The 18853-nt window shown below is 55.1% G+C and carries 21 protein-coding genes; 5 read left to right on the top strand and 16 right to left on the bottom strand.

Going from position 1 to position 18853, the window contains the following annotated elements; genetic code table 11:
- The first annotated feature begins 189 nt into the window (after positions 1–189).
- A complete protein-coding gene (locus ACJJIT_RS13305; RefSeq protein ID WP_444898696.1) occupies positions 190–1992 on the top strand; it encodes an acyl-CoA dehydrogenase in 1803 nt (600 codons plus the stop codon).
- A gap of 31 nt (positions 1993–2023) precedes the next feature.
- Here the strand turns inward: ACJJIT_RS13305 and ACJJIT_RS13310 are convergent, their stop codons facing one another.
- The 12 genes from ACJJIT_RS13310 to ACJJIT_RS13365 form a co-directional block, all read right to left on the bottom strand.
- Positions 2024–3376: an ATP-binding protein gene (locus tag ACJJIT_RS13310; protein WP_444885587.1), complete on the bottom strand. Its 1353-nt coding sequence runs from the start codon at positions 3374–3376 to the stop codon at positions 2024–2026.
- Between the two features lie 12 nt (positions 3377–3388).
- Entirely contained in the window at positions 3389–4063 is a 675-nt protein-coding gene (locus ACJJIT_RS13315; protein ID WP_252085191.1) for a response regulator transcription factor, read from the bottom strand.
- Positions 4064–4102: 39 nt separating this feature from the next.
- Positions 4103–4420 carry a PepSY domain-containing protein gene (locus ACJJIT_RS13320; protein WP_252085190.1) on the bottom strand — a complete coding sequence of 106 codons (318 nt, stop codon included), beginning with the start codon at positions 4418–4420 and terminating at the stop codon, positions 4103–4105.
- Between the two features lie 63 nt (positions 4421–4483).
- Positions 4484–5056: a glycine zipper 2TM domain-containing protein gene (locus ACJJIT_RS13325; protein ID WP_444888455.1), complete on the bottom strand. Its 573-nt coding sequence runs from the start codon at positions 5054–5056 to the stop codon at positions 4484–4486.
- An 89-nt stretch (positions 5057–5145) separates the two neighbouring features.
- The gene (locus ACJJIT_RS13330; protein ID WP_444898697.1) at positions 5146–5664 is read right to left on the bottom strand and encodes a DUF3106 domain-containing protein; all 519 of its coding nucleotides are present in this window, start codon (positions 5662–5664) and stop codon (positions 5146–5148) included.
- Positions 5657–5941, bottom strand: coding sequence for a hypothetical protein (locus ACJJIT_RS13335; RefSeq protein WP_444898698.1), 285 nt, complete (start codon positions 5939–5941; stop codon positions 5657–5659). Before ACJJIT_RS13335 ends, ACJJIT_RS13330 begins: the two co-directional genes overlap by 8 nt.
- Entirely contained in the window at positions 5925–6290 is a 366-nt protein-coding gene (locus ACJJIT_RS13340; RefSeq protein WP_444898699.1) for a hypothetical protein, read from the bottom strand. The genes ACJJIT_RS13335 and ACJJIT_RS13340 overlap by 17 nt, the downstream gene beginning before the upstream one ends.
- Entirely contained in the window at positions 6287–6826 is a 540-nt protein-coding gene (locus ACJJIT_RS13345) for an RNA polymerase sigma factor (RefSeq protein ID WP_444898700.1), read from the bottom strand. The genes ACJJIT_RS13340 and ACJJIT_RS13345 overlap by 4 nt, the downstream gene beginning before the upstream one ends.
- 120 nt (positions 6827–6946) lie before the next feature.
- Positions 6947–7393: a hypothetical protein gene (locus tag ACJJIT_RS13350; protein ID WP_444885592.1), complete on the bottom strand. Its 447-nt coding sequence runs from the start codon at positions 7391–7393 to the stop codon at positions 6947–6949.
- Positions 7394–7525: 132 nt separating this feature from the next.
- Entirely contained in the window at positions 7526–8890 is a 1365-nt protein-coding gene (locus ACJJIT_RS13355) for an L-cystine transporter (RefSeq protein WP_444885593.1), read from the bottom strand.
- Between the two features lie 145 nt (positions 8891–9035).
- Positions 9036–9470: a TlpA family protein disulfide reductase gene (locus ACJJIT_RS13360; protein ID WP_444898701.1), complete on the bottom strand. Its 435-nt coding sequence runs from the start codon at positions 9468–9470 to the stop codon at positions 9036–9038.
- Complete coding sequence (locus ACJJIT_RS13365) at positions 9412–10803, bottom strand: YihY family inner membrane protein (RefSeq protein WP_444898702.1); 1392 nt, start codon at positions 10801–10803, stop codon at positions 9412–9414. The genes ACJJIT_RS13360 and ACJJIT_RS13365 overlap by 59 nt, the downstream gene beginning before the upstream one ends.
- 108 nt (positions 10804–10911) lie before the next feature.
- On the opposite strand from ACJJIT_RS13365, the gene arsC reads away from it, so the two are divergent.
- The 4 genes from arsC to sppA all read left to right on the top strand — a co-directional run bounded on the left by arsC (position 10912) and on the right by sppA (position 14181).
- Complete coding sequence (gene arsC / locus ACJJIT_RS13370; protein ID WP_252085180.1) at positions 10912–11256, top strand: arsenate reductase (glutaredoxin); 345 nt, start codon at positions 10912–10914, stop codon at positions 11254–11256.
- Positions 11257–11871, top strand: coding sequence for an NAD(P)H:quinone oxidoreductase (gene wrbA / locus ACJJIT_RS13375; RefSeq protein ID WP_252085179.1), 615 nt, complete (start codon positions 11257–11259; stop codon positions 11869–11871).
- Positions 11872–11881: 10 nt separating this feature from the next.
- Positions 11882–12229 (top strand): DUF2069 domain-containing protein, encoded by a 348-nt coding sequence (locus ACJJIT_RS13380; protein WP_252085178.1) that lies wholly within the window; start codon positions 11882–11884, stop codon positions 12227–12229.
- A gap of 83 nt (positions 12230–12312) precedes the next feature.
- Complete coding sequence (gene sppA, locus ACJJIT_RS13385) at positions 12313–14181, top strand: signal peptide peptidase SppA (protein ID WP_444898703.1); 1869 nt, start codon at positions 12313–12315, stop codon at positions 14179–14181.
- 35 nt (positions 14182–14216) lie between these two features.
- Here the strand turns inward: sppA and ACJJIT_RS13390 are convergent, their stop codons facing one another.
- The 4 genes from ACJJIT_RS13390 to ACJJIT_RS13405 form a co-directional block, all read right to left on the bottom strand.
- Positions 14217–14510 (bottom strand): DUF3175 domain-containing protein, encoded by a 294-nt coding sequence (locus ACJJIT_RS13390; RefSeq protein WP_444898704.1) that lies wholly within the window; start codon positions 14508–14510, stop codon positions 14217–14219.
- A 72-nt stretch (positions 14511–14582) separates the two neighbouring features.
- Positions 14583–15803, bottom strand: a complete 1221-nt coding sequence (locus tag ACJJIT_RS13395) for an MFS transporter (RefSeq protein WP_444898705.1) — start codon at positions 15801–15803, stop codon at positions 14583–14585.
- 24 nt (positions 15804–15827) lie between these two features.
- Entirely contained in the window at positions 15828–17852 is a 2025-nt protein-coding gene (locus ACJJIT_RS13400; protein ID WP_444898706.1) for a transglutaminase TgpA family protein, read from the bottom strand.
- Positions 17852–18853, bottom strand: a complete 1002-nt coding sequence (locus ACJJIT_RS13405; protein ID WP_444898707.1) for a DUF58 domain-containing protein — start codon at positions 18851–18853, stop codon at positions 17852–17854. Before ACJJIT_RS13405 ends, ACJJIT_RS13400 begins: the two co-directional genes overlap by 1 nt.

The following is an 18853-nucleotide window of genomic DNA, read 5'->3' on the forward strand; positions in this document are numbered from 1 at the left end:
ATTTTGAGCCTCAGCGTTTACTTATCTGCCATTCAGTGGCCAACTAGACATTTATTTATCCAGCACTTAAAAAAATATTTGATCAGCACGGCACGAGAGTCTATCTCCAGCAATAGTGCAGTGGATTTGAAATTTTTGTAGTCGGACTAATATGTACATTTGCTCCATAAAAAAAATAATGAGGTAAGCATGACTAATTCATTGCTCAACGACCGTGATACCGAATTTCTACTCTATGAATTTCTCGATACCGAAGCGCTGCTACAGCGACCACGTTACAAGGAGCATTCCAGGGAAGTTTTCGATGCAACACTGAAAACCGCACGCACTATTGCCGAAAAATTTTTCGCCAACCACAATGCCAAGGGCGATGCCAATGAGCCCAACTTTGACGGCGAAAAAATACAGATGATCGCAGAGACCAAGCAATCTTGGGATGCCTTCTCCGAGGCCGGTTTTCTCGCGGGGCATTGCAATTTTGATGAAGGCGGCATGCAGCTGCCCAAAGCGATAATCAGCACGGCCCTTGGCTATGTTAGTGCCGCAAATATTGCCAGCGCTTGCTACCCCTTCCTGACTATTGCCGCCGCCAACCTGCTGCGCTCTTTTGCCAGTGACAGCCTAAAGGCACAGTTTTTGCCGCAGATGCTCGATGGCCGCTTCGCCGGCACTATGGCCCTCACAGAGCCCGATCAGGGCTCAGCTCTGGCCGATATCCGCACCAGTGCCGAACAGGCCGAAGATGGCAGCTACCGTATTCGCGGACAAAAGATGTATATCTCCGGCGGCGACCAGTCTCTGACAGAGAATATCGTTCATCTGGTATTGGCAAAAATCAAGGGTGCTCCCGCCGGCGTTAAGGGAATATCCCTATTTTTAGTGCCTAAAATGCTCCTTGATGAAAACGGCCAGGTAGCCCAGCCCAACGATGTAAAACTGGCGGGATTGCTGCATAAAATGGGCTTTCGCAACACGACCTCTACAGTATTGAGCTTTGGTGAGGATCAGGGCGCAGTGGGCTACCTGATCGGTGAGCCTCATCAGGGGCTCAAATATATGTTCCAGATGATGAATGAGGCTCGGATCAGTGTCGGCGCAGGGGCCTCTATTCTGGGCTATCAGGGCTATGCCTACTCCTTGCAGTATGCCAAGGACCGCCCCCAGGGACGCCTGCCTTCCAACCAGGACCCCAGCGCTAAGCAAGTTCCCATTATTCAACATGCAGACATTCGCCGTATGCTGCTGATGCAAAAGGCCTATGCCGAGGGTGGCCTGGGTTTAAGTATGTACGCGACTTCTCTTTATGAAGACCAGCACAGCGCACCCACGGAAGAAGAGAGCCAGCTGGCAGCCACTCTGTTAGACCTGATTACTCCGGTAGTGAAATCCTGGCCCTCCAAATACTGCCTAAAAGCCAATGAACTGGCCATCCAGGTACTCGGCGGCGCCGGTTATATTCGGGAATTCCCCCTGGAACAGCTTTATCGGGATAATCGCCTGAACGCCATCCACGAGGGCACTGAAGGTATCCACGCCCTCGATCTACTCGCGCGCAAAGTGCCCAGCAAAAATTTCCAGGCCTACCAGCTGCTGCAAACGGAAATCCGCAAAACGGTATTGGAAGCACGGCAGAAAGAGAGCTTGGTTAGCATGGCCGATACCCTGGAGGAATCCCTGCAAAAGCTCGACGAAACGGGCATGGCCCTGTTTACGCAATTACAGGAGGATGTGGATCGCGGGCTCAGTAATGCCACTCTCTACCTAGATGTTTTCGGCTGCATTATGGTGGCCTGGATCTGGCTGCGACAGGCGGTTATCGCCGCGAATGCCCTGGAAGGAACTACCAGCGAGGAAGATGGCAATTTTTACCGTGGCAAGTTGCACACCGCCCTCTTTTATTTTGAATGGGAACTACCCAATATCCAGCCGCAAATAAGCCTGCTGCAAAGTGGCAATAACCTGCCGTTCGATATGCGAGTCGATTGGTTTTAGCGAGTGACGATCAGGAGGGGCCATGTAGTAACTACAACAGTACAGTAATTTCCGTGCCCCCTTCGGGAAGAGATTCAGCGCTGATTTGCCCCTGGTAACTCTCAACAATATCCACCACAACAGCCAGGCCAATACCCTGGCCAGGCTGTTGCTGGTCGGCACGTACTCCGCGCTGGGTTACTTCGCGCCATTTATCGCTATCTAGGCCGGGCCCATTATCAGCGACCCGGATAGAGAGCTTGCGCCCCTCCTCGGGGTTCTCAATAACAACTCGAACCTGGCCGGCACCGTACTTGTAAGCATTATCGAGCAGGTTGCCAAGCAGCTCCATCAAATCACCCTCATCCCCATAGAATAGGGCGTTCTCAGCACACTCCCTTCGCACTTCACAGGGCCTGCTGCGATAGACTTTTTCCAGGGCATCCAGGATCTTTTCCAGAAGTGGCGCCACGGCAATACCGCGCAGGATAGACTTAGGGGAGCTGGCTACCGCACGCTGAAGTTGGTAGCTAATAATGCTGTCCATACGCTGTACTTGATCTGCAAGGGTTTTTCCGGCGGCATCGGGGTCCTTTTCCAGGCTCAACCCTTTGAGTACCGCCAGTGGCGTTTTCAGACTGTGGGCCAGGTCCGCCAAGGTATGGCGGGTCTTCTCACGCTGACGCCGCTCATTTTCAATCAACAGGTTCAGGTTGTCGGTAAGCGGGCGCAACTCCAGCGGGAAGTTTCCCTCCAGGCGATCGCTGCCACCCTGCTGCATATCGCGCAGGGCCTGCGCCAGTGCGCTTAACGGCGCAAATCCCCAGCGCAATACCAGCCATTGAGCCAAGACCAGCAACAGCGCCGCCACCCCCAGCCACTGCCAGATGGTCGAACGGAACTGCCCGACCTGCGCCTGTAGCGGAGCCGCATCCTCCAGCACTACAAAGGTGAAAGGGTGCTCATTTTCCAGACCCCAAGCCACTCCCTGGCGGAAGCTGCTGTAATTGGCATCGCCACCTGGCAGGGAAATACGCATAAAAGACTGCTGCCCTTGCGGCAGCGGGGAAAATTCCACCTCTGGCATTGCCAGGGCCGATTCAGAACGCCAAATTACCCGCCCTTGCCCATCCAAAACTGCGCCAATCAGGCCGGAATCTGGCTGGTTGAAGCGCTGTTCGGGCAGTTCGGGCGGCAGCACCAGACTCTCGCCCTCAGGTTCCGCCAGTGCCAACAGGGTGTAGATATAAAGCTGCAGCTCGCGCTGTTTAGCCTCATTCAAAGAGGTGCGATAAGCGTGCTCCAGCACCCCGGAAATCAACAGCACAAATGCCACCAGCACCAGGCTGGTAACCAGTGCCAGGCGGCCTTTTAGAGAATTCAGCCAAAAGGAAAACAGTTGCATTACAAATCAGGGTCAACTGGGAGCCATAAAGCGGTATCCGCGGCCACGCAGGGTTTCGATGGGCTTAAGCTGTGCCGCCGCATCAAATTTCTTGCGCAGGCGCCCGATAAACACTTCGATCACATTGCTATCCCGGTCGCAGTCCTGTTCATAGATATGTTCGGTGAGGGTGGTCTTGGAGACTACTTCATCCGGGTGCAGCATCAGGTATTCGAGCACCTTGTATTCAAAAGAGGTCAACTCCAGTTCGGTATCGTTGACTGTGACCCGCTGAGAGCTGGTATCCAGCAGTATCGGGCCCGCTTTGATCGTGGGTGAAGAAAACCCGGCGGAGCGCCGCACCAGCGCATTCAATCTCGCCAGTAACTCCTCGGTGTGGAAGGGCTTTACCAGATAGTCGTCACCACCAGCTTCCAAGCCGGCCACACGCTCCTGCCAGTGGCCGCGAGCAGTGAGAATCAGGATAGGGAAATGCTTGTCTTCGCCACGCAGTGTCTGAATCACCTGAATGCCATCCATTTTTGGCAGCCCCAGATCCATAACAGCGACATCGTAAGGATATTCACGCCCCAGGTAGAGCGCCTCTTCTCCATCCGGCGCCTCATCTACGGTATAGCCAGCGCCGCGCAGTGATTCTGCCAGCTGCTGGCGCAGTAAAACTTCATCTTCGACTAATAGTGCGCGCATATTCTTTCCCTTGTACTGCGAGTCTGTGGTAGCGGGTGATTAACGGGAGATCCTGCCGCTCTTCTTGTCCACAAAAACTACATAGACCTGACTCTTATCGGACAGCCCCTTTACCCGGTAGACCACCTGGCCCTGTTTGCGGGTTTCAGAGACCGATAATATTTTGCCGCCAAAACGCCGTTTCACAATCGAAGCGGCCTTTTCCCGGGAAACGCCCCCGTCCTGTACCCAGCGGAACTCATGCCGGAAGTTTTCCCTCTGCGGAGCCGGCCCACCCTGCCAGGAGGCAGCACATAGACCGGGAAACAAAACGATAAGGAAAAGAAAATGCCGAATAAAAGTGCGGCTCGATTTCACTGTGCGGCTCCTGTGGATGTCCTGGTTTTCCACCTTTTACTATTTCGACCGCCTTCCGCCGGCTCAAGGCGCCGGCGAGACTGCGACACGAACCCGGATTCTCTCGCCCGGGTGGTAATCTGTACGAGTCAGATAAACCTGACCATTATACCGATAGCGCACATCGTATCCGACTAATTCCCGCTGTGTACTGAACTCGTCGACAACCTGGCAACGAGATTCAGTGGCGTAATAAGTTGGGGCGTTGGCCCGACTGATCTGGTTACCCACCAGCGCTCCCACTAGTGCGCCCGCAACAGTGGCTCCAGCCCGTTGGCCGTGATGGTGGTGATAGCGACCGTGATGACCGCCACGTCCCAAGCTGTTGCCGACAGCGGCACCGATCAGCCCGCCAACCACAGTACCCGCCGGAGAAGCGGGCTCCCGGTAGGCCACCTGCTCATCCCGGCAGTAAGTACGCGGGTTACGGACCTGAATATCGGTGTAAACGGGAGTAACCTCGGTGACGCGGGCAAAGTCGTAGCTATCTGCACCGTAGGGGTCTGTGTAGCCATTGGGGCCCGCTTTGGCGGTAGCACTCAAGGCCACCAGCGCGGCGACTGCCGCGCCAGCGATAAACTGCTTGAAGAGTTGCACAATCGATCTCCCGTTATTCATCATCGGGAGCCAGAGTAGTCAAATTCATCTGAATAGACGCTGAATTACACCTGAGGTGGTAAGAAATATCAGGTTCTCTCCGTTTCCTCTCGCCTCTGCTGCCGCCGCTCCCGTCTCTCCCTGCGGCGCCGTTCCCGCTGGTTCCGCCTTTCCCGATTCTCCGTACGGCCGCGTTTATCCTTCTCCCATTGTTCCCGCAACTGTTTGCGCTGCTGGGGAGGCATCTGACGGAAGCGCTTGCGCGCCTCGCGAATACGCTGACGCTCCTCCTCGGGTAGGTCCATAAAGCGGCGATAAGAGTCCCGCAACTGGGCGCGCCGCTCCCTGGGTATATCCTGCCAGCGCTTATACTGTTGACGCGCTTCTTGGCGCTGCTCGGGGTTCATTTCACTCCAGCGCCTGGCCCCGCGTAACAATTGTTCCCGTCGATCTTCACTCAGTTGTGACCAGCGCGTCTCAAAATTCTGTAAAAGTCGGCGCTCACTGTCACTGAGACTCTGCCAATCCTGTGCCTGGGAAATATTCACAAAGAGCGATAAATACACGGCGGCCAGCCAACCACACAATATGGTTCTTCGCTCACTCATCGCTCAGCTCCTCGTGGGTCTCCCCTCCCCCGGTATTTGGTCTGCCTGTTATGGCTGGCTTTTCCGGCTTGGGCAACAACATCTCCAGCGCTTCCGGTGCTTGTATATCTCCCTGCTCATCGGCCCACTCCCCGACAAACATCAGGAAGTCCTCATCCAGTGGCTGCAGATCCTGCGCCAGTAGCGGGGCTGCAAAAAAGAGCACCGTATAGAAAAGACTTTTAGCGATACTTTTCTTGGTAAAAAGCACTTTTTCATCACTAGGAGGATTGCCCATTCAACTCTTCCGCCAACCACTGGTAGAACTCCATGTCCTCAACCATTTCAACATCCATTTCCTCATATAAATACCAGTCAGTGGCACTCAGCAATTCGGTAGCGGCCTGCTCGCTGGATACAGGCCAAAACAGCAATAACAACAATGATGCACAAGCGCCAGTGAAAACTAGCCAGCCGGGAGAGCCACGATAATACGATTTCTTTGCTGCCACTGCGCGTTGTCTGGCTGCAGCAAGCCGCGATAGAGTCTCTGTATCAATATCACGCTCCCGCCGGACAGCTGCATGCTGCGCAGCTTTCTTTAATGAATCACTCTGCACGACTGGATTTTCTTGCCGACTATTCATTGCGTTGCCTCTAGTTGGAATGCCTCTAGATGGTTGCGCAAACTGCGCATAGCTCTTGATAAATGGGTCTTAACACTCCCCTGACTGCAGGACATTGCCCGCGCAGTCTCGGCAACATCGAATTCCTCGACACAGCGCAGCAGGAAGGCCTGCTGTTGGCGCAGGGGCAACTTGGCCACAGCACTATCGATGGCTTCCAATAGGCGTTCGCCAGCAAGGACCTTATCCGGGGCGGGATTATGGCTATCGACCCATTCCAGCGGCTCTGGATCTAGCTCATCGCTGTTTGCCGGTAGCTTTTCCCGAAATAGTTGCCAGCGGGATAGCTTATTGTTACGCCGGTGCCAATCGGTAATCCGGTTGTTGAGAATAGTGAAAAACAGCGGCCGCCACTCGGCCCGATCGCGGCCACTATATTTCCTCACCAAGGCCAACATGGAATCCTGCACGATATCCAGTGCATCATCCCGATTGCCAACAGCGTAATTCGCCATGGTGAATGCCCGTTTCTCCACCTGGGCGAGGAACTGATTCATAGAAACCGGCTGAAGTCCTTGCGCACAGAATACTCTTCCAGATTCTTTTTATTGATTTTGAAGTCTTCATACAAAGACTTCGCCCGCACTTTTTTATTTAAGCCACCCCAGATCTCGGGATCATCCCTCTTCACGCTTGCGAGCCTTGGCACGTCGATCCATACGGCGATCTGTGCGCTCTCCTTTTTTGTCTAGCCGGTTATTGATTTTTGTACCCTTGTTGTCCAATCGTTCGTTAATTCGCTCGCCCTTCTGGTCAAGCCGGTTGTCGATACGATCCCCTTTACGGTCTAGTCGCTCAGCCAATTTATCATTGCCATTAGCAGCAGCCTGCTCAGCTCTTTGATCCAAGCGTTCATTGATGCGATCACCCTTGTTATCGAGGCGCTCTTCAATATGATCTCCCTTTTGATCCAATCTCGCCTCTATGCGATCGCCTTTTTGATCGAGACGATCTTCAACATGGTCACCGTGGTCATGCGGTTCGCTCTCATCACTCTGTGCATAAAGGGAGTAAGGAAAAGCCAGGCCAATAGTCAACAGCGAGAGTCCAATCAGTTTTTTCATAAATCACTCCATTTCCATTTGAGGAAAACCAATAAGGTTTAAACTGCACTGATTAGAACGCTCTACTGGACCAGAGGTTGACAAGAAATTTTATTTTTTCAGGTGCTTATTCCATAGGCCTGCGACACTTACTTATCCTTCTACGACCTCTGGACCGGGCACCTCATCCCCAAGCCAGCGCTGGGTCAAGGTACCCGCCGTCATAGCGCCATTCACATTGAGAGCAGTGCGCGCCATATCAATCAGCGGCTCCACAGAAATCAATAGCGCCGCGATGGTAACTGGCAAACCCATTGCCGGCAGCACCACCAGTGCGGCAAAAGTTGCCCCACCACCCACTCCGGCAATACCGAAGGAGCTGATTACCACCACTACCAACAGGGTGCCCAACCACATTGGGTCCCACACGTTAATACCCATCGGCACCGCCACCATGGTGGCAAGCATCGCAGGATAAATTCCCGCGCAACCATTTTGACCAATAGTGGCACCGAAGGATGCAGAGAAGTTGGCAATAGCCGGTGAATTGCGCAGTTCATCTACCTGGGTTTCCACATTCAGGGGAATGGTGGCGGCACTGGAACGGGAGCTAAAGGCAAACACCAGCACCGGCCAGACCTTGGTGAAGTAGTGCAGTGGATTCACTCCATTTACCAACAGCAATAAACCATGCACCAAAAACATTAGGCCTATCGCACAGAAAGAAGCCACGACAAAACCAAACAGATTGGCAATATCCGCCCAGCTGGATTTGGCAATCAGTCCAGCAACCAGCGCCATAACTCCGTAGGGCGTGAATGCCATAACCAAACGCACCAACTTCATAATCCAGACTTGTGCGACATGCACAAAGCGCTCGATAGCGGCACCTTCCTGCGGAAACTCACGGCGTACAGCCAGGGCCGCAAGCCCCAATAGCACAGCAAAAATAACCACTGAAATTACAGAAGTGGAGCGGGCCCCGGTCAAATCCAGGAAAATATTGCGCGGAATAAAAGAGGTGATAATTTCGGGAATCGAGAGATCGCTGACCCGCCCAATTCGCTCATTGAGCACTTCAACCCTTGCCGCCTCACGGGTTCCTTCGACAAGACCCGCAGCAGAGAGCCCAAACAAATCGGCCATGGCCACACCTATCAGGGCGGCAATTGCAGTAGTGCCGAGTAAAACCCCCAGCACCGACACACTAATTTTACCCAGCGCCTGGGTGTGACTCACTTTTACCACTGCCACCAGAATAGAAGTGAGTACGAGTGGCATAACCAACATATACAATAGGTTTACATAGCTATCGCCCAACATCTCAATCCAGGGCAGAACCTCACCCGGAGCAACACCCCAGTTACGCGATAGCTGTAGAAGCGCCCCAAAAGCCACACCCAGTAACAGCCCAGCAAACACACCAGGGGCAAGGGTGTCCCTGCCACGCTGCCAGCGGTACAAGCCAAACATTAAAACCACAAAACCGAGAAGCAGAACAAAAGCGCCGATGTGCATGGTATGAGAATCCCACCCTGGGCAAACTAAAAAAGTGGCGGCATGCTATCAGCGATATGCCAATGCCCTATAGTTACCTTGGTTATAGATACTTTGGTTATAGTTATATTGATTAATTTTTTTTAATTATCTTAGAGAGAAAACTTTACTGGAGAGCCACCTTTAAGTCCTCAGCAGTCTGAGGGCCAACCAGTGTTTTTATCCAGCGACCATCTTCACCAATCACTAAAGTTGTAGGCAGTACTTCAGGCCAGGGTTGCCCCCAGCGGCCATCTGGCTCTTGGGCCAACAGCGGAAATTCTATGCCCAGTTTCTGCGCCTGCTCAATTGCTGCAGTTGTGGGCAAACCATCAAAATTAACCCCCACCACTACCACATCACTATTGGTTTGCGCCAACTCATTAAGTACCGGCACTTCTTCCCGACAGGGTTTGCACCACTCCGCCCAATAGTTGACCAGGACTATTTTCCCCTCGGTAACAACCGGCGCACCACTCACGGAGTGCAAACGGCTGTCACTCTCACAAGCGCTGATTACGCTTACCAAGAATAGAGAGGTTACTACCAGAGTTTTCTTCATTTTTTTTATTATCAGCAACATCATCCTGACCCTCCGCTTCCATAATTTCATTTTCTAAGTATTTTGGTATTTCCGTTTCACTGGCTTCGGCCTGCTCCTTTTCCAAGGCTGTGGTAAAAAGAGATCCAATTGTGATTCCCAGCTGTTCCCCGGCAGTCCCGCGCGCCTTGGCAAAACGACTCTCCACTTCGCTGTACCACTCGAACCCTTGTAAATCGCTTGGATTGCCACTGGGAATCCACTGAGGATTCAACCAACTGGAAAGCTCCATAAGCGATACCGCATTAAGATCGCGGAGTAGGACATAATCACTTCCGTCGGTCTGGGCAATCACCCGATGTGCTTGTAAGACGTCCCGCAAGCGACGCCACTGGCCAAATTTAATTCCCAGCAAAGAAATATCACGCTCGCGCAACGGTTTGCCATGCCACCCACCTTTAAACATTTGCCAGAGGACAATCAAAGTAGCGACCAGGTCTGAATGCTGACGGCCTTGGGTTGCAGCGCGATACACAGAAAGGGTTCGCACCAGTACACAGCCTGCCAGCACCAACATCCACATCATATAAATCCACAACAGGAACAAAGGCACAAAGGCAAAGGCCCCATAAATAGCCTGTACAGAACTGCGCGCAACGATGGCACCAAATAGGTATTTCATGATTTCAAAGGCAATAGAAGTGACCACCCCTCCCTCAATACCATGGCGCAGGGACACATAGCAGTTAGGCACAGCGACAAAAAGCAGGGTGAAAACAATCGTGGTGAAAATAAAAGGCAGCACCCTCAGCACCACAGCCATCATGCCGATACCCTCTTCCCCACCTAAAAACAGCTTCTGTGAGAGCAAGAAAGTACTGGCAGCAAGCCCTGCCCCTAATAAGATGGGCCCAAGACTGAGAATGGCCCAGTACAATAGAAAGCTCGAAACCCCACTGCGCCCACGGGATACATCCCAGATAGAATTAAAGGTGCCCTCAATGCTGCGCAGTGTAAGTCCCGAAGTTACCACCAGCATGGCAATACCCAACCCGGTAAGCCGCTGCGCCTGGGCGGAAAAACTGCTGATATACTCCTGAACCTCACGCCCACTTTGCGGTACAAAGTGGGAAAAAAGCTGTTCCTGCAAGCGAGTCTGGAGCCCGGCAAAGTCCGGGAACAGCGACAGCATCGCAAAACTCACTGTCACCAGCGGCACTATGGCGAACAGAGTCATATAAGTGAGAGCCGCCGCACTTTTTTGGCAGTTTTTCTCCACAAATAAAGACCACAAAGAGGTCGCAAAGCGCCGCCATTGAACGAGCCAGTCTTTCACGCTTGATTTCAATTTCATTCCCTGTGTGCGACCTCCGCCAAATGCTGCGAGTACTCGACTTGCGCCTTAGAATTCCGCTACGGTATTCGGTTAGAATACGCCAAACAGTAACAGGATACCGACATAATGTGGACGATCTACCACAACCCGCGCTGCTCAAAATCCCGTCAAACCCTGCAATTGCTGCAGGACAACGGTGTGGAACCGGAAGTGATTCTCTACCTGCAAAACCCTCCTTCTGCTGAAGAGCTAAACCAGGTACTGCAAAAACTCGGCATCCCTGCACGCGACCTGTTGCGCACCGGAGAGGAGCCGTATAAGCAACTCAACCTGAAAGACGGGGACCTTGACGAAGCTCAGCTAATCAAGGCCATGGTAGAAAATCCCATCCTGATCCAGCGCCCGATCGTAGTAAGAGACGACAAAGCCACGATCGGCCGCCCACCAGAAAATGCGCTGGAGCTGCTCTAAATGTCGCCCGAAAGCGAAGCCTATGTGCTGATTCTCTATTACAGCCGCAGCGGCGCCACTGCGCGCATGGCTGCTGAGCTAGCACGGGGGGTGGAAGCCAGCGGTATCGCCGCACGCCTGCGCACCGTACCCGCAGTGTCTCCCGACACCGAGGCCAGTCTGGCCCCTGTGCCAAGTGAGGGCGCGCCCTACTGCACCCTCGACGACCTGCGTCAGTGTGCAGGCCTGTTGATGGGCAGCCCCACCCGCTTTGGCAATATGGCATCACCGCTGCGCTATTTTCTCGACCAGACCAGCGACATTTGGCTGGATGGCAGCCTCACTGGCAAACCGGCTGCGGTCTTTACCGCCACCGGCAGCCTACACGGTGGGCAAGAGACCACACTTACCTCAATGATGCTGCCACTTCTGCATCACGGCATGTTGATTGCTGGCATCCCCTACTCCGAAGCGGCCCTCATGCGGACCAGTACCGGCGGTACGCCCTACGGCGCTTCTCACTGGAATAAAGGGCATACCAGCGACCTGAGCGAAGATGAAATCACCCTGTGCAGGGCGCTCGGTACTCGTGTCGGCCAACTGGCCCAGACCCTAGCGGTTCCAGCTGCCAAATAAAGGATTCAACGTGAACGACACTATTCAGCGCAAACTACATATTGCGCTCCGTATCAATTGGTTTTGCTATATCGGCCTGTTGGTGCTGTTTGTGGTGCGTAACCTGTTTGTCGAGGGGGGCTCTCTCTCTCTTTGGCTGATTCAGACGGTACCGTTACTGCTGGTGCTGCCGGGCCTGATCAAGCAACGTTATCGCAGTTATCTCTGGCTCTGTTTTATTCTGCTTTTGTACATTACCACCAGCATTGTCGACGTAATGATGCCTACACGAGGCTGGGAGGATGGCCTAATGATGGTTTTGAGCCTTATCCTATTCTTTTCTGCAATGATGAGCAGTCGCTGGCATCGCATGCAGTAACCCCATGACGGAATTTCCGCCAATGGTTCCAGACACAAAGGCGTGGAAACATGCGCTTTCCACGCACTGAGGAGTTTTGAGGTTTGACTGATTCACCCCAGAAAAAAGGGTTTGCCCGAGGCTTTTTAGCTGCGATTGGCGGCTCCATCACTTGGTTACGACGAGTATTCACCAATATCGTCTTCCTGCTGATTTTGCTGTTTCTAGGCATCGCCATTTTTAGCAAGGACGAGCGTTTAGTGGTTCCACAGGGCGCGGCCCTGCGCGTAGCGCCCCATGGCTTTCTTGTGGATGAACTGGCCCAGCCCGCCACTTTACCGATTTTCCTGGGCGGCAACCGCGGGCCTTCCGAGGTGCGCGTCAAAGATCTGGTAGACGCTATCGACAATGCCGCCACGGATAAACGTATCTCCTCACTGGTGCTAGAGCTGGACCATATGGTGGGTGGCAGTCTCAGCAAGCTCGATGAAATAGGCGCGGCTCTGCAACGCTTTAAAGCTGCGGACAAACCTATTTACGCTGTGGGTGACAATTTCACCCAACCTCAGTACTTCCTCGCCAGCCACGCAGATAAGGTCTACCTAAATCCTATGGGCTCAGTGATGCTCACCGGCTTCGGTGTTTATCGCAACTATTACAAGAGCGCCCTGGAGAAACTCAAAGTCAACTTCCATGTGTTCCGCGTGGGCGATTACAAAGACTTTATCGAGCCCTACACCCGTGACGATATGTCCCCCGCCTCGCGTGAAAACAACCAGCGCTGGCTGAATGAACTCTGGGGAGAATACAGCGAGCAGGTAACCGGCCTGCGCAACCTGCCCGCCGAGAGCATCGATCTGTTTATCAACGAATTGCCGCAAAAACTGCAACAGCATCAGGGCAGTTGGGCCGAAGCCGCACTGGCCAATAAACTGGTGGACCAGCTCGCCAGCCGCATTGAGGCAATGGAGGAGCTGAAAAAGAGCATCGGCGAAGATGATAGTAAAAAGCGCGAGTACAAGTTTATTGACGCCCTCGCCTACTTGCGCAGCCATAAACTTGCCGAGGCAGCCAAGCCTATCCGGGAGTCCAAGAAAATTGGTCTGATTACCGCCAGTGGTTCTATTGTCGACGGCCAGGCACCTGCCGGTCGTATCGGCAGTGAAAGTCTCGGCAAATTAATCCAACGCGCCCGAGAAAAAGAAGTGGATGCCCTGGTACTGCGTATCGACAGCGGCGGCGGCTCCGCCTTTGCCTCCGAGGCCATTCGCCAGGAGTTGTTGGCTACCCGTGCAGCAAAAATTCCAGTGGTGATTTCCATGGGCAGTCTCGCCGCTTCCGGTGGCTACTGGATCGCCACTGGCGGCGATCGCATCTGGGCCTCCCCGGCCACGCTCACTGGCTCTATCGGTGTATTTGGCGCCTTCCCGACGTTTGAGAACTCCCTTGAGCATATCGGTGTTTACACCGATGGCGTAGGTACCTCGGACCTGGCCGGCAGTATGCGCCTGGATCGCGCCCTGTCGCCAGCAGCAGCCAGCATTCTGCAGCAAGGGGTGGATAACACCTATGCACGCTTCCTGCGTATTGTCGCCGAAGCCCGCGGCAGCACTCCCAAAGAGGTGCACAAGATTGCCCAGGGGCAGGTATGGACCGGTCGCGCCGCCAAGAAATTAGGATTGGTAGACGATCTCGGCAATCTCAGCGACGCCATCGCCGACGCCGCGCAGCTTGCTGAAATCGAAGAATACGACGTAGTAGAGATCCAGCGTGAACTGAGCCCCGGCGAAAAATTCCTGCGCGCTTTGAGCGACAATGTAGACGCGAAAATTGCCGCGAGCCTTGAAGCCAATCTGCCACTCGGCGCCTGGCTAAACAGCGTGCAGCCGGTATTGGCGCCAATCGCCGAGCTGCAGAGTTATCGCGACCCGCGCGCCCTCTATGTGCGCTGCCTGCCCTGCCAAGCGCCCTAAAGTTTTTCATCTCAACACCACATTCCGCCGCCGGCTCAATGCCGGCGCGGACGCCCGTAAAGCCCGCGCAATTCTTCCTTGGCCTGTTCCAGTAGTCGCCGCCTTTTCGCCGGCAGCCTCTGTCCCGCCCGGTTGATATAGAACGTCAGCATAGACATAGCGGAGCGATAGGGGTCAGACTTGCGCCGCTGGCTGGATTCCGCAGCCGCTTTCAATCCCTGTGCGATCGCTTTCGGGTCCTCCAGGCTAAAGAGGCCCTCACTCAAATCCAGGGCATGGCTGTGGCGCGTGACCTCTTCCGACCAATTGGCCTTTTTGGCGGGACTCACCAACACCTCCACTCATTGGCTGACCCACCTAACTATATGGTGGCGGCGTCTATGTTGGTCGCACGAAGCAACTCAGACCTCGCTGTCAGTGATTTTGACCCGGCGCAGGGCACCACTTAAAGCCACCAGGGCAAAGGCGAGCAGACTTAAAATCCCCGCCCACAGCAAGGTGGTCAGGGGGGCAGCGTATTCACTCAAGACTCCAGCGACCAGTGCCCCAAGAGCGGCGGAGCCAAACAGCGCAAACTGATAAATGGAGATGATGCGGCTGCGGTATTCCGCTGGGGCGAGCAACTGTACTATGCCGCGACCGAGGCCAGCGGAAGCCGCCGCCACCGCCCCCCAACACAGACACAGCAGGATTAGGCCAAACTTCGTAGGACCGAGGCTGATGGCAATCAACAGCGCTGCGCTATAGAGCAGGCACATAAGAATACCGCGCCCAGGTTCAGCCCCCTGGCCACGGCGCAACATAGTCACCGTAGCAATTACGGTACCAGCTACGAAGGCCAGTTGCAGCGTGGCGTAATAACCGGCGCCGCGACCGTAATCCTCCGCCAGCAGCGGCAGTACCACCAGAAAAACACCGATATGCACAAACCCATTAAAGGCCATCAACGCGGTCAACTCACGCAGTACTGGATGCCGCCAGGCCTGGGATAAGCCATCGAGAATCAGGCTGTGGGTGATTTTTTCCTTAGTCATGCGGCTGGCCCCACCCGCGCGCAGACTAATCAAGGCTGTGGCCGCCAACAGCAATACTCCTATCTGTACTAACAGCAGGGCTTGCAGCCCCCAGTGTTCGAAGCGGCTCGCCAGCAACATCCCCACAGCCTGACCACCGTATTGGGCCAACATCATCCAGGTCACAGTTTTCTGCACCCGTCGCTCGGAGGTTTGCCCACCGCCTTGGCGTGCACTGCGCTGTACCAGATTGTCCCGCGCCGGTTGCAGGAAAGCGCTACAAATCCCAAGGCAAATACCGTAGAGCATCAATATCGGCAGGGAGATCATGGACAGGAGGTAAACCAGCAGCAGAGTTGTGTGGCAGAGGACCAGACCAATGCAAGCCAGTGCGGAGACAGTGGCCGGATCACGGCGGTCGGCCAGGGCACCGCCGAACAGCAGGAACACCAGATTGGGCAAAAGCACCGAAGCCTGCACCCAGCCCAGTTGCAGAGCCGGCAAATCCACCACAGTGAGCGCAATCCAGGGCAGGAGAATCACCTGCAGCCCGGTAGCCAGGGAAGTGCCACTGTAGCCCAGCAGAAATTTTTGCAGCCTATGAGGCATCTTACGCGATAGACTTTCCAAGAGTTAATGACCCGTCAGCCGGTTTTTACGTGCCGACACCCTAAAAGAGAGCCCCAAGCGCCAGCGCAGTAGTCGGCGCAGCTCATTCAATGCTTCTTTATCCCCGCCATAAGCGGCGCGCTCAAAGGCGTCTGTCGCACGCCCGGAAAACTCTGCCAATGGGGGACTCTCCTGTGCGATACGTTCGGCGAAGTCCCGCGGCGCCTCACCGGGTCGCCGTGTGATACCTGCCCGAGCCATGCGCTTACAGAAAACTGCATAGAGGCGCTCTACCACAGGCTGTTTTCGTCCTCGCCCAGTAAAACGGGTCCACAGAAGAATGCCAAATAGTACAACCGCCACCGGTGTGGCAAAAAAAAGGGCCATCCGCAGGGGGGAAAGCTCTCCCACCAGGCGCTGCAAGGTGTCCCGCTGCTTCTCACTATCAAAACTAATCACGGTCTGATACCAGCGGTAATTGATCATGTCCCACTGCAGGCGCAGCTTCACCAGAATATCGAAGCGGTGCACCTGCAGTAGCGAATCCCGCATAAACTCCTCCCCTGCAGCGCTCTCCAGACCATCCCGGACCCGCTCCGGGGCAACCGCAGCAGTGGGGTCCACCCTCTGCCAGCCGCGTCCATCGAGCCAGATCTCGGCCCACGCATGGGCGTCGTACTCGCGCACCAGCAGGTACTCCTCACCACTCACCCACTCGCCACCCTGGTAACCCGCCACCACCCGTGCCGGCACTCCGGCGGCGCGCATGGCAAAAACATAGCTGCCGGCAAAGTGCTCACAGAATCCCTTTTGGCTGTCAAACAGGAATTCATCCACACTGTCTCTGCCGAGTGCCGGTGGGCTCAAGGTATAAGTGAATTCGCGATTGTAGAGGGCCAGTAACTGTGACGAGATCTCCTCACCGCTCAACCCCCGGCGGCGCAGGCGCTCCACCCAGTCTCGGATGCGCAAGTTTCCATCTGCCGGTAGCTGCAAATTGCGACGGCGCTCGGCACCGCTGAGTGTGGACTGAATAACCTGGGAGTCCCGGGGCCAGGAACGCACCTCATAGGCAAAGCGACTATATACCGGGGAACGTTTTACCAACCGGTCGTCCGTGGTTTCTCCCACTCCCGCACTGTCCGAGGCGGGTCTTGCCAGGGCGAACAACCAAGGGCTGCGGCTCGCCTCCTGGATCACCTGGTAGCGGTAACGCGGGCCGACTTGTGGCAGTGGACGCTCGCCACTATTCCAGTACACCCGGCCACCATTGCGCGGGTCCACACCAAAACCCTGCCGCCAGGTACGCCCATCGAATTCGGAGTACACCAGCCCTCGCCAATAACGTTGCTCCGGCGGCGGTATGGGTCCATCGAAAGAGATACGCAGTGCCGGCTTGGCGGATTTGGATAAGCGGGTGAAATCACCCGGTGCCATAGAGTCACTCACACCAGTGCGGCCGGCAGAAGTATCCTGGGGCACATTCCACAGAGGGCCCAGGCGCGGCATAACCACAAACAGCAGCAGCATCAAGGGTGTAGCCTGCGCCAACAATCTCAAGGAGAGCCCTAAGGCCCGACGCGGCCGCGCACTGAAGCTTCCCAGCTGTGCTGCCAGTGCAGCGGTAATCACCAGGGTCGCGATCAATCCGTAGAGGGCATAGGGAATCGATTGCTCACGCACAAACAGGGTCGCGGCAACAAAATAGGCCAGCAACAAACTGACAAAGGCATCGCGGCGGCTGACTAATTCCAGGTTTTTCAGGGTAAAGGACAGAGCCAGCAGCGCCACCATCGGCTCCAGTGCAAACCAACGCTGGTAGGATTGCGCCAAACCCGCCACTGTAAGCGCAATCACCAATAGTTTGAGGGCGCGCCCTGGCAGATCACGGCGCCCGCGAAAGACCTCCAAGCGCCAATAGACCGCAAAAGCCCAGGCAATACCAATCCACAGTGGCAACTGGCTCAGCTGTGGCAGCAGGGCGACAAACTGCGCAGCGAAAATCCACAGTAGGCTTTCGCGCGGCAATAGATCCCGGTTACTCGCCATCAGCCACCCCACTTGGGAAACAGGGCCAGCGCTGACAACACTCGCTGCTGGTGCTCGGTGCCGAGAGAGGGCGGCAAAGTAGTGCCGGGGATGCGCAGGCCATAGGCAATTCCCTGCTTCTCCGCCTGCAAGACCCAATCACACAGGTTGCTCAGGCGGGTCTCTACATCGCGCCCATCCAACAACTCCCAGTCGAGCCAGAGACGGGTATCGGTGCGGCTCTCATACTCCTTGCTATAGAGATCGCGACCGGCGGCATATTGCTTCCAAGCCAAATGGCGCAAGGAATCACCGGGCTGGTAGGGTTTGAGAGAGGCATAATCATCCCCGCCGCGACGTACCTGGCCGGATGTACCCTCTGCCTGGGCCTCTCCCAGTGGCAGGGGGCCAGCGGCGAGTGGTCGCGGATACACCAGGAATTCAACATCCAGGTCGATGCGGCTCCAGCAGCGAAACAGCCCCAGTGGAAAGCGGCTCTCGACTCTTAAGCGCGGCGCCTGAATTCGCCCCCGCTGCAGGGCTGGCAGCGCAATACGGAAGTCCGCCGAGGGCTCCTCACAGAGATCCACATATGCGCCCTCTTCCGGTGGCCAACAAATTTGTATCCACTCCCGTTGGCGTTTGTCCGCTCGGCTCAGATTAATATGTGCCTCGGCGAAATCGCCGGCAAAGGCCGCTTCAGTGCCCAGCAATTGCAGGCGCAGTCCACTCAAATTGGCGAAGGTATGCACAGGCAAGATAACGAAGACACTGATCAGCAAAAAGGTCAGGGCAAAAACCAGATTGTTCTCGTAATTGGTGGCCAGCAGCCAAAGCAAAGCGGTTATCAATAAATAACCAAGCCCCGCGCGGGTGGGCAGGATAAATAGGCGGCTGTGATTTAGGGTGATGTCCCGTGAGCGAGGCACTCGTCGGCTGAGCCAGCGCTCACCCAGCCTGCGAAAAAAATTGCGCGAGCTTGTACTGGAAGCCTGTCGGGGAAGGTCGCGGATCACACTCAT

The organism is Microbulbifer mixtoriginis (SeqCode), assembly GCF_052467515.1.

What these genes read in the sequence shown, in the direction of transcription:
- ACJJIT_RS13345 (WP_444898700.1), bottom strand. Translation starts at nt 6,826, where the DNA reads ATGAATCAGTTCCTCGCCCAGGTGGAGAAACGGGCATTCACCATGGCG.
- ACJJIT_RS13400 (WP_444898706.1), bottom strand. Translation starts at nt 17,852, where the DNA reads ATGGCGAGTAACCGGGATCTATTGCCGCGCGAAAGCCTACTGTGGATT.
- ACJJIT_RS13310 (WP_444885587.1), bottom strand. Translation starts at nt 3,376, where the DNA reads ATGCAACTGTTTTCCTTTTGGCTGAATTCTCTAAAAGGCCGCCTGGCA.
- ACJJIT_RS13305 (WP_444898696.1), top strand. Translation starts at nt 190, where the DNA reads ATGACTAATTCATTGCTCAACGACCGTGATACCGAATTTCTACTCTAT.
- ACJJIT_RS13350 (WP_444885592.1), bottom strand. Translation starts at nt 7,393, where the DNA reads ATGAAAAAACTGATTGGACTCTCGCTGTTGACTATTGGCCTGGCTTTT.
- ACJJIT_RS13335 (WP_444898698.1), bottom strand. Translation starts at nt 5,941, where the DNA reads ATGGGCAATCCTCCTAGTGATGAAAAAGTGCTTTTTACCAAGAAAAGT.
- ACJJIT_RS13355 (WP_444885593.1), bottom strand. Translation starts at nt 8,890, where the DNA reads ATGCACATCGGCGCTTTTGTTCTGCTTCTCGGTTTTGTGGTTTTAATG.
- ACJJIT_RS13315 (WP_252085191.1), bottom strand. Translation starts at nt 4,063, where the DNA reads ATGCGCGCACTATTAGTCGAAGATGAAGTTTTACTGCGCCAGCAGCTG.
- ACJJIT_RS13360 (WP_444898701.1), bottom strand. Translation starts at nt 9,470, where the DNA reads ATGAAGAAAACTCTGGTAGTAACCTCTCTATTCTTGGTAAGCGTAATC.
- ACJJIT_RS13340 (WP_444898699.1), bottom strand. Translation starts at nt 6,290, where the DNA reads ATGAATAGTCGGCAAGAAAATCCAGTCGTGCAGAGTGATTCATTAAAG.
- ACJJIT_RS13330 (WP_444898697.1), bottom strand. Translation starts at nt 5,664, where the DNA reads ATGAGTGAGCGAAGAACCATATTGTGTGGTTGGCTGGCCGCCGTGTAT.
- ACJJIT_RS13365 (WP_444898702.1), bottom strand. Translation starts at nt 10,803, where the DNA reads ATGAAATTGAAATCAAGCGTGAAAGACTGGCTCGTTCAATGGCGGCGC.
- arsC (WP_252085180.1), top strand. Translation starts at nt 10,912, where the DNA reads ATGTGGACGATCTACCACAACCCGCGCTGCTCAAAATCCCGTCAAACC.
- wrbA (WP_252085179.1), top strand. Translation starts at nt 11,257, where the DNA reads ATGTCGCCCGAAAGCGAAGCCTATGTGCTGATTCTCTATTACAGCCGC.
- ACJJIT_RS13405 (WP_444898707.1), bottom strand. Translation starts at nt 18,853, where the DNA reads ATGAGTGTGATCCGCGACCTTCCCCGACAGGCTTCCAGTACAAGCTCG.
- ACJJIT_RS13395 (WP_444898705.1), bottom strand. Translation starts at nt 15,803, where the DNA reads ATGCCTCATAGGCTGCAAAAATTTCTGCTGGGCTACAGTGGCACTTCC.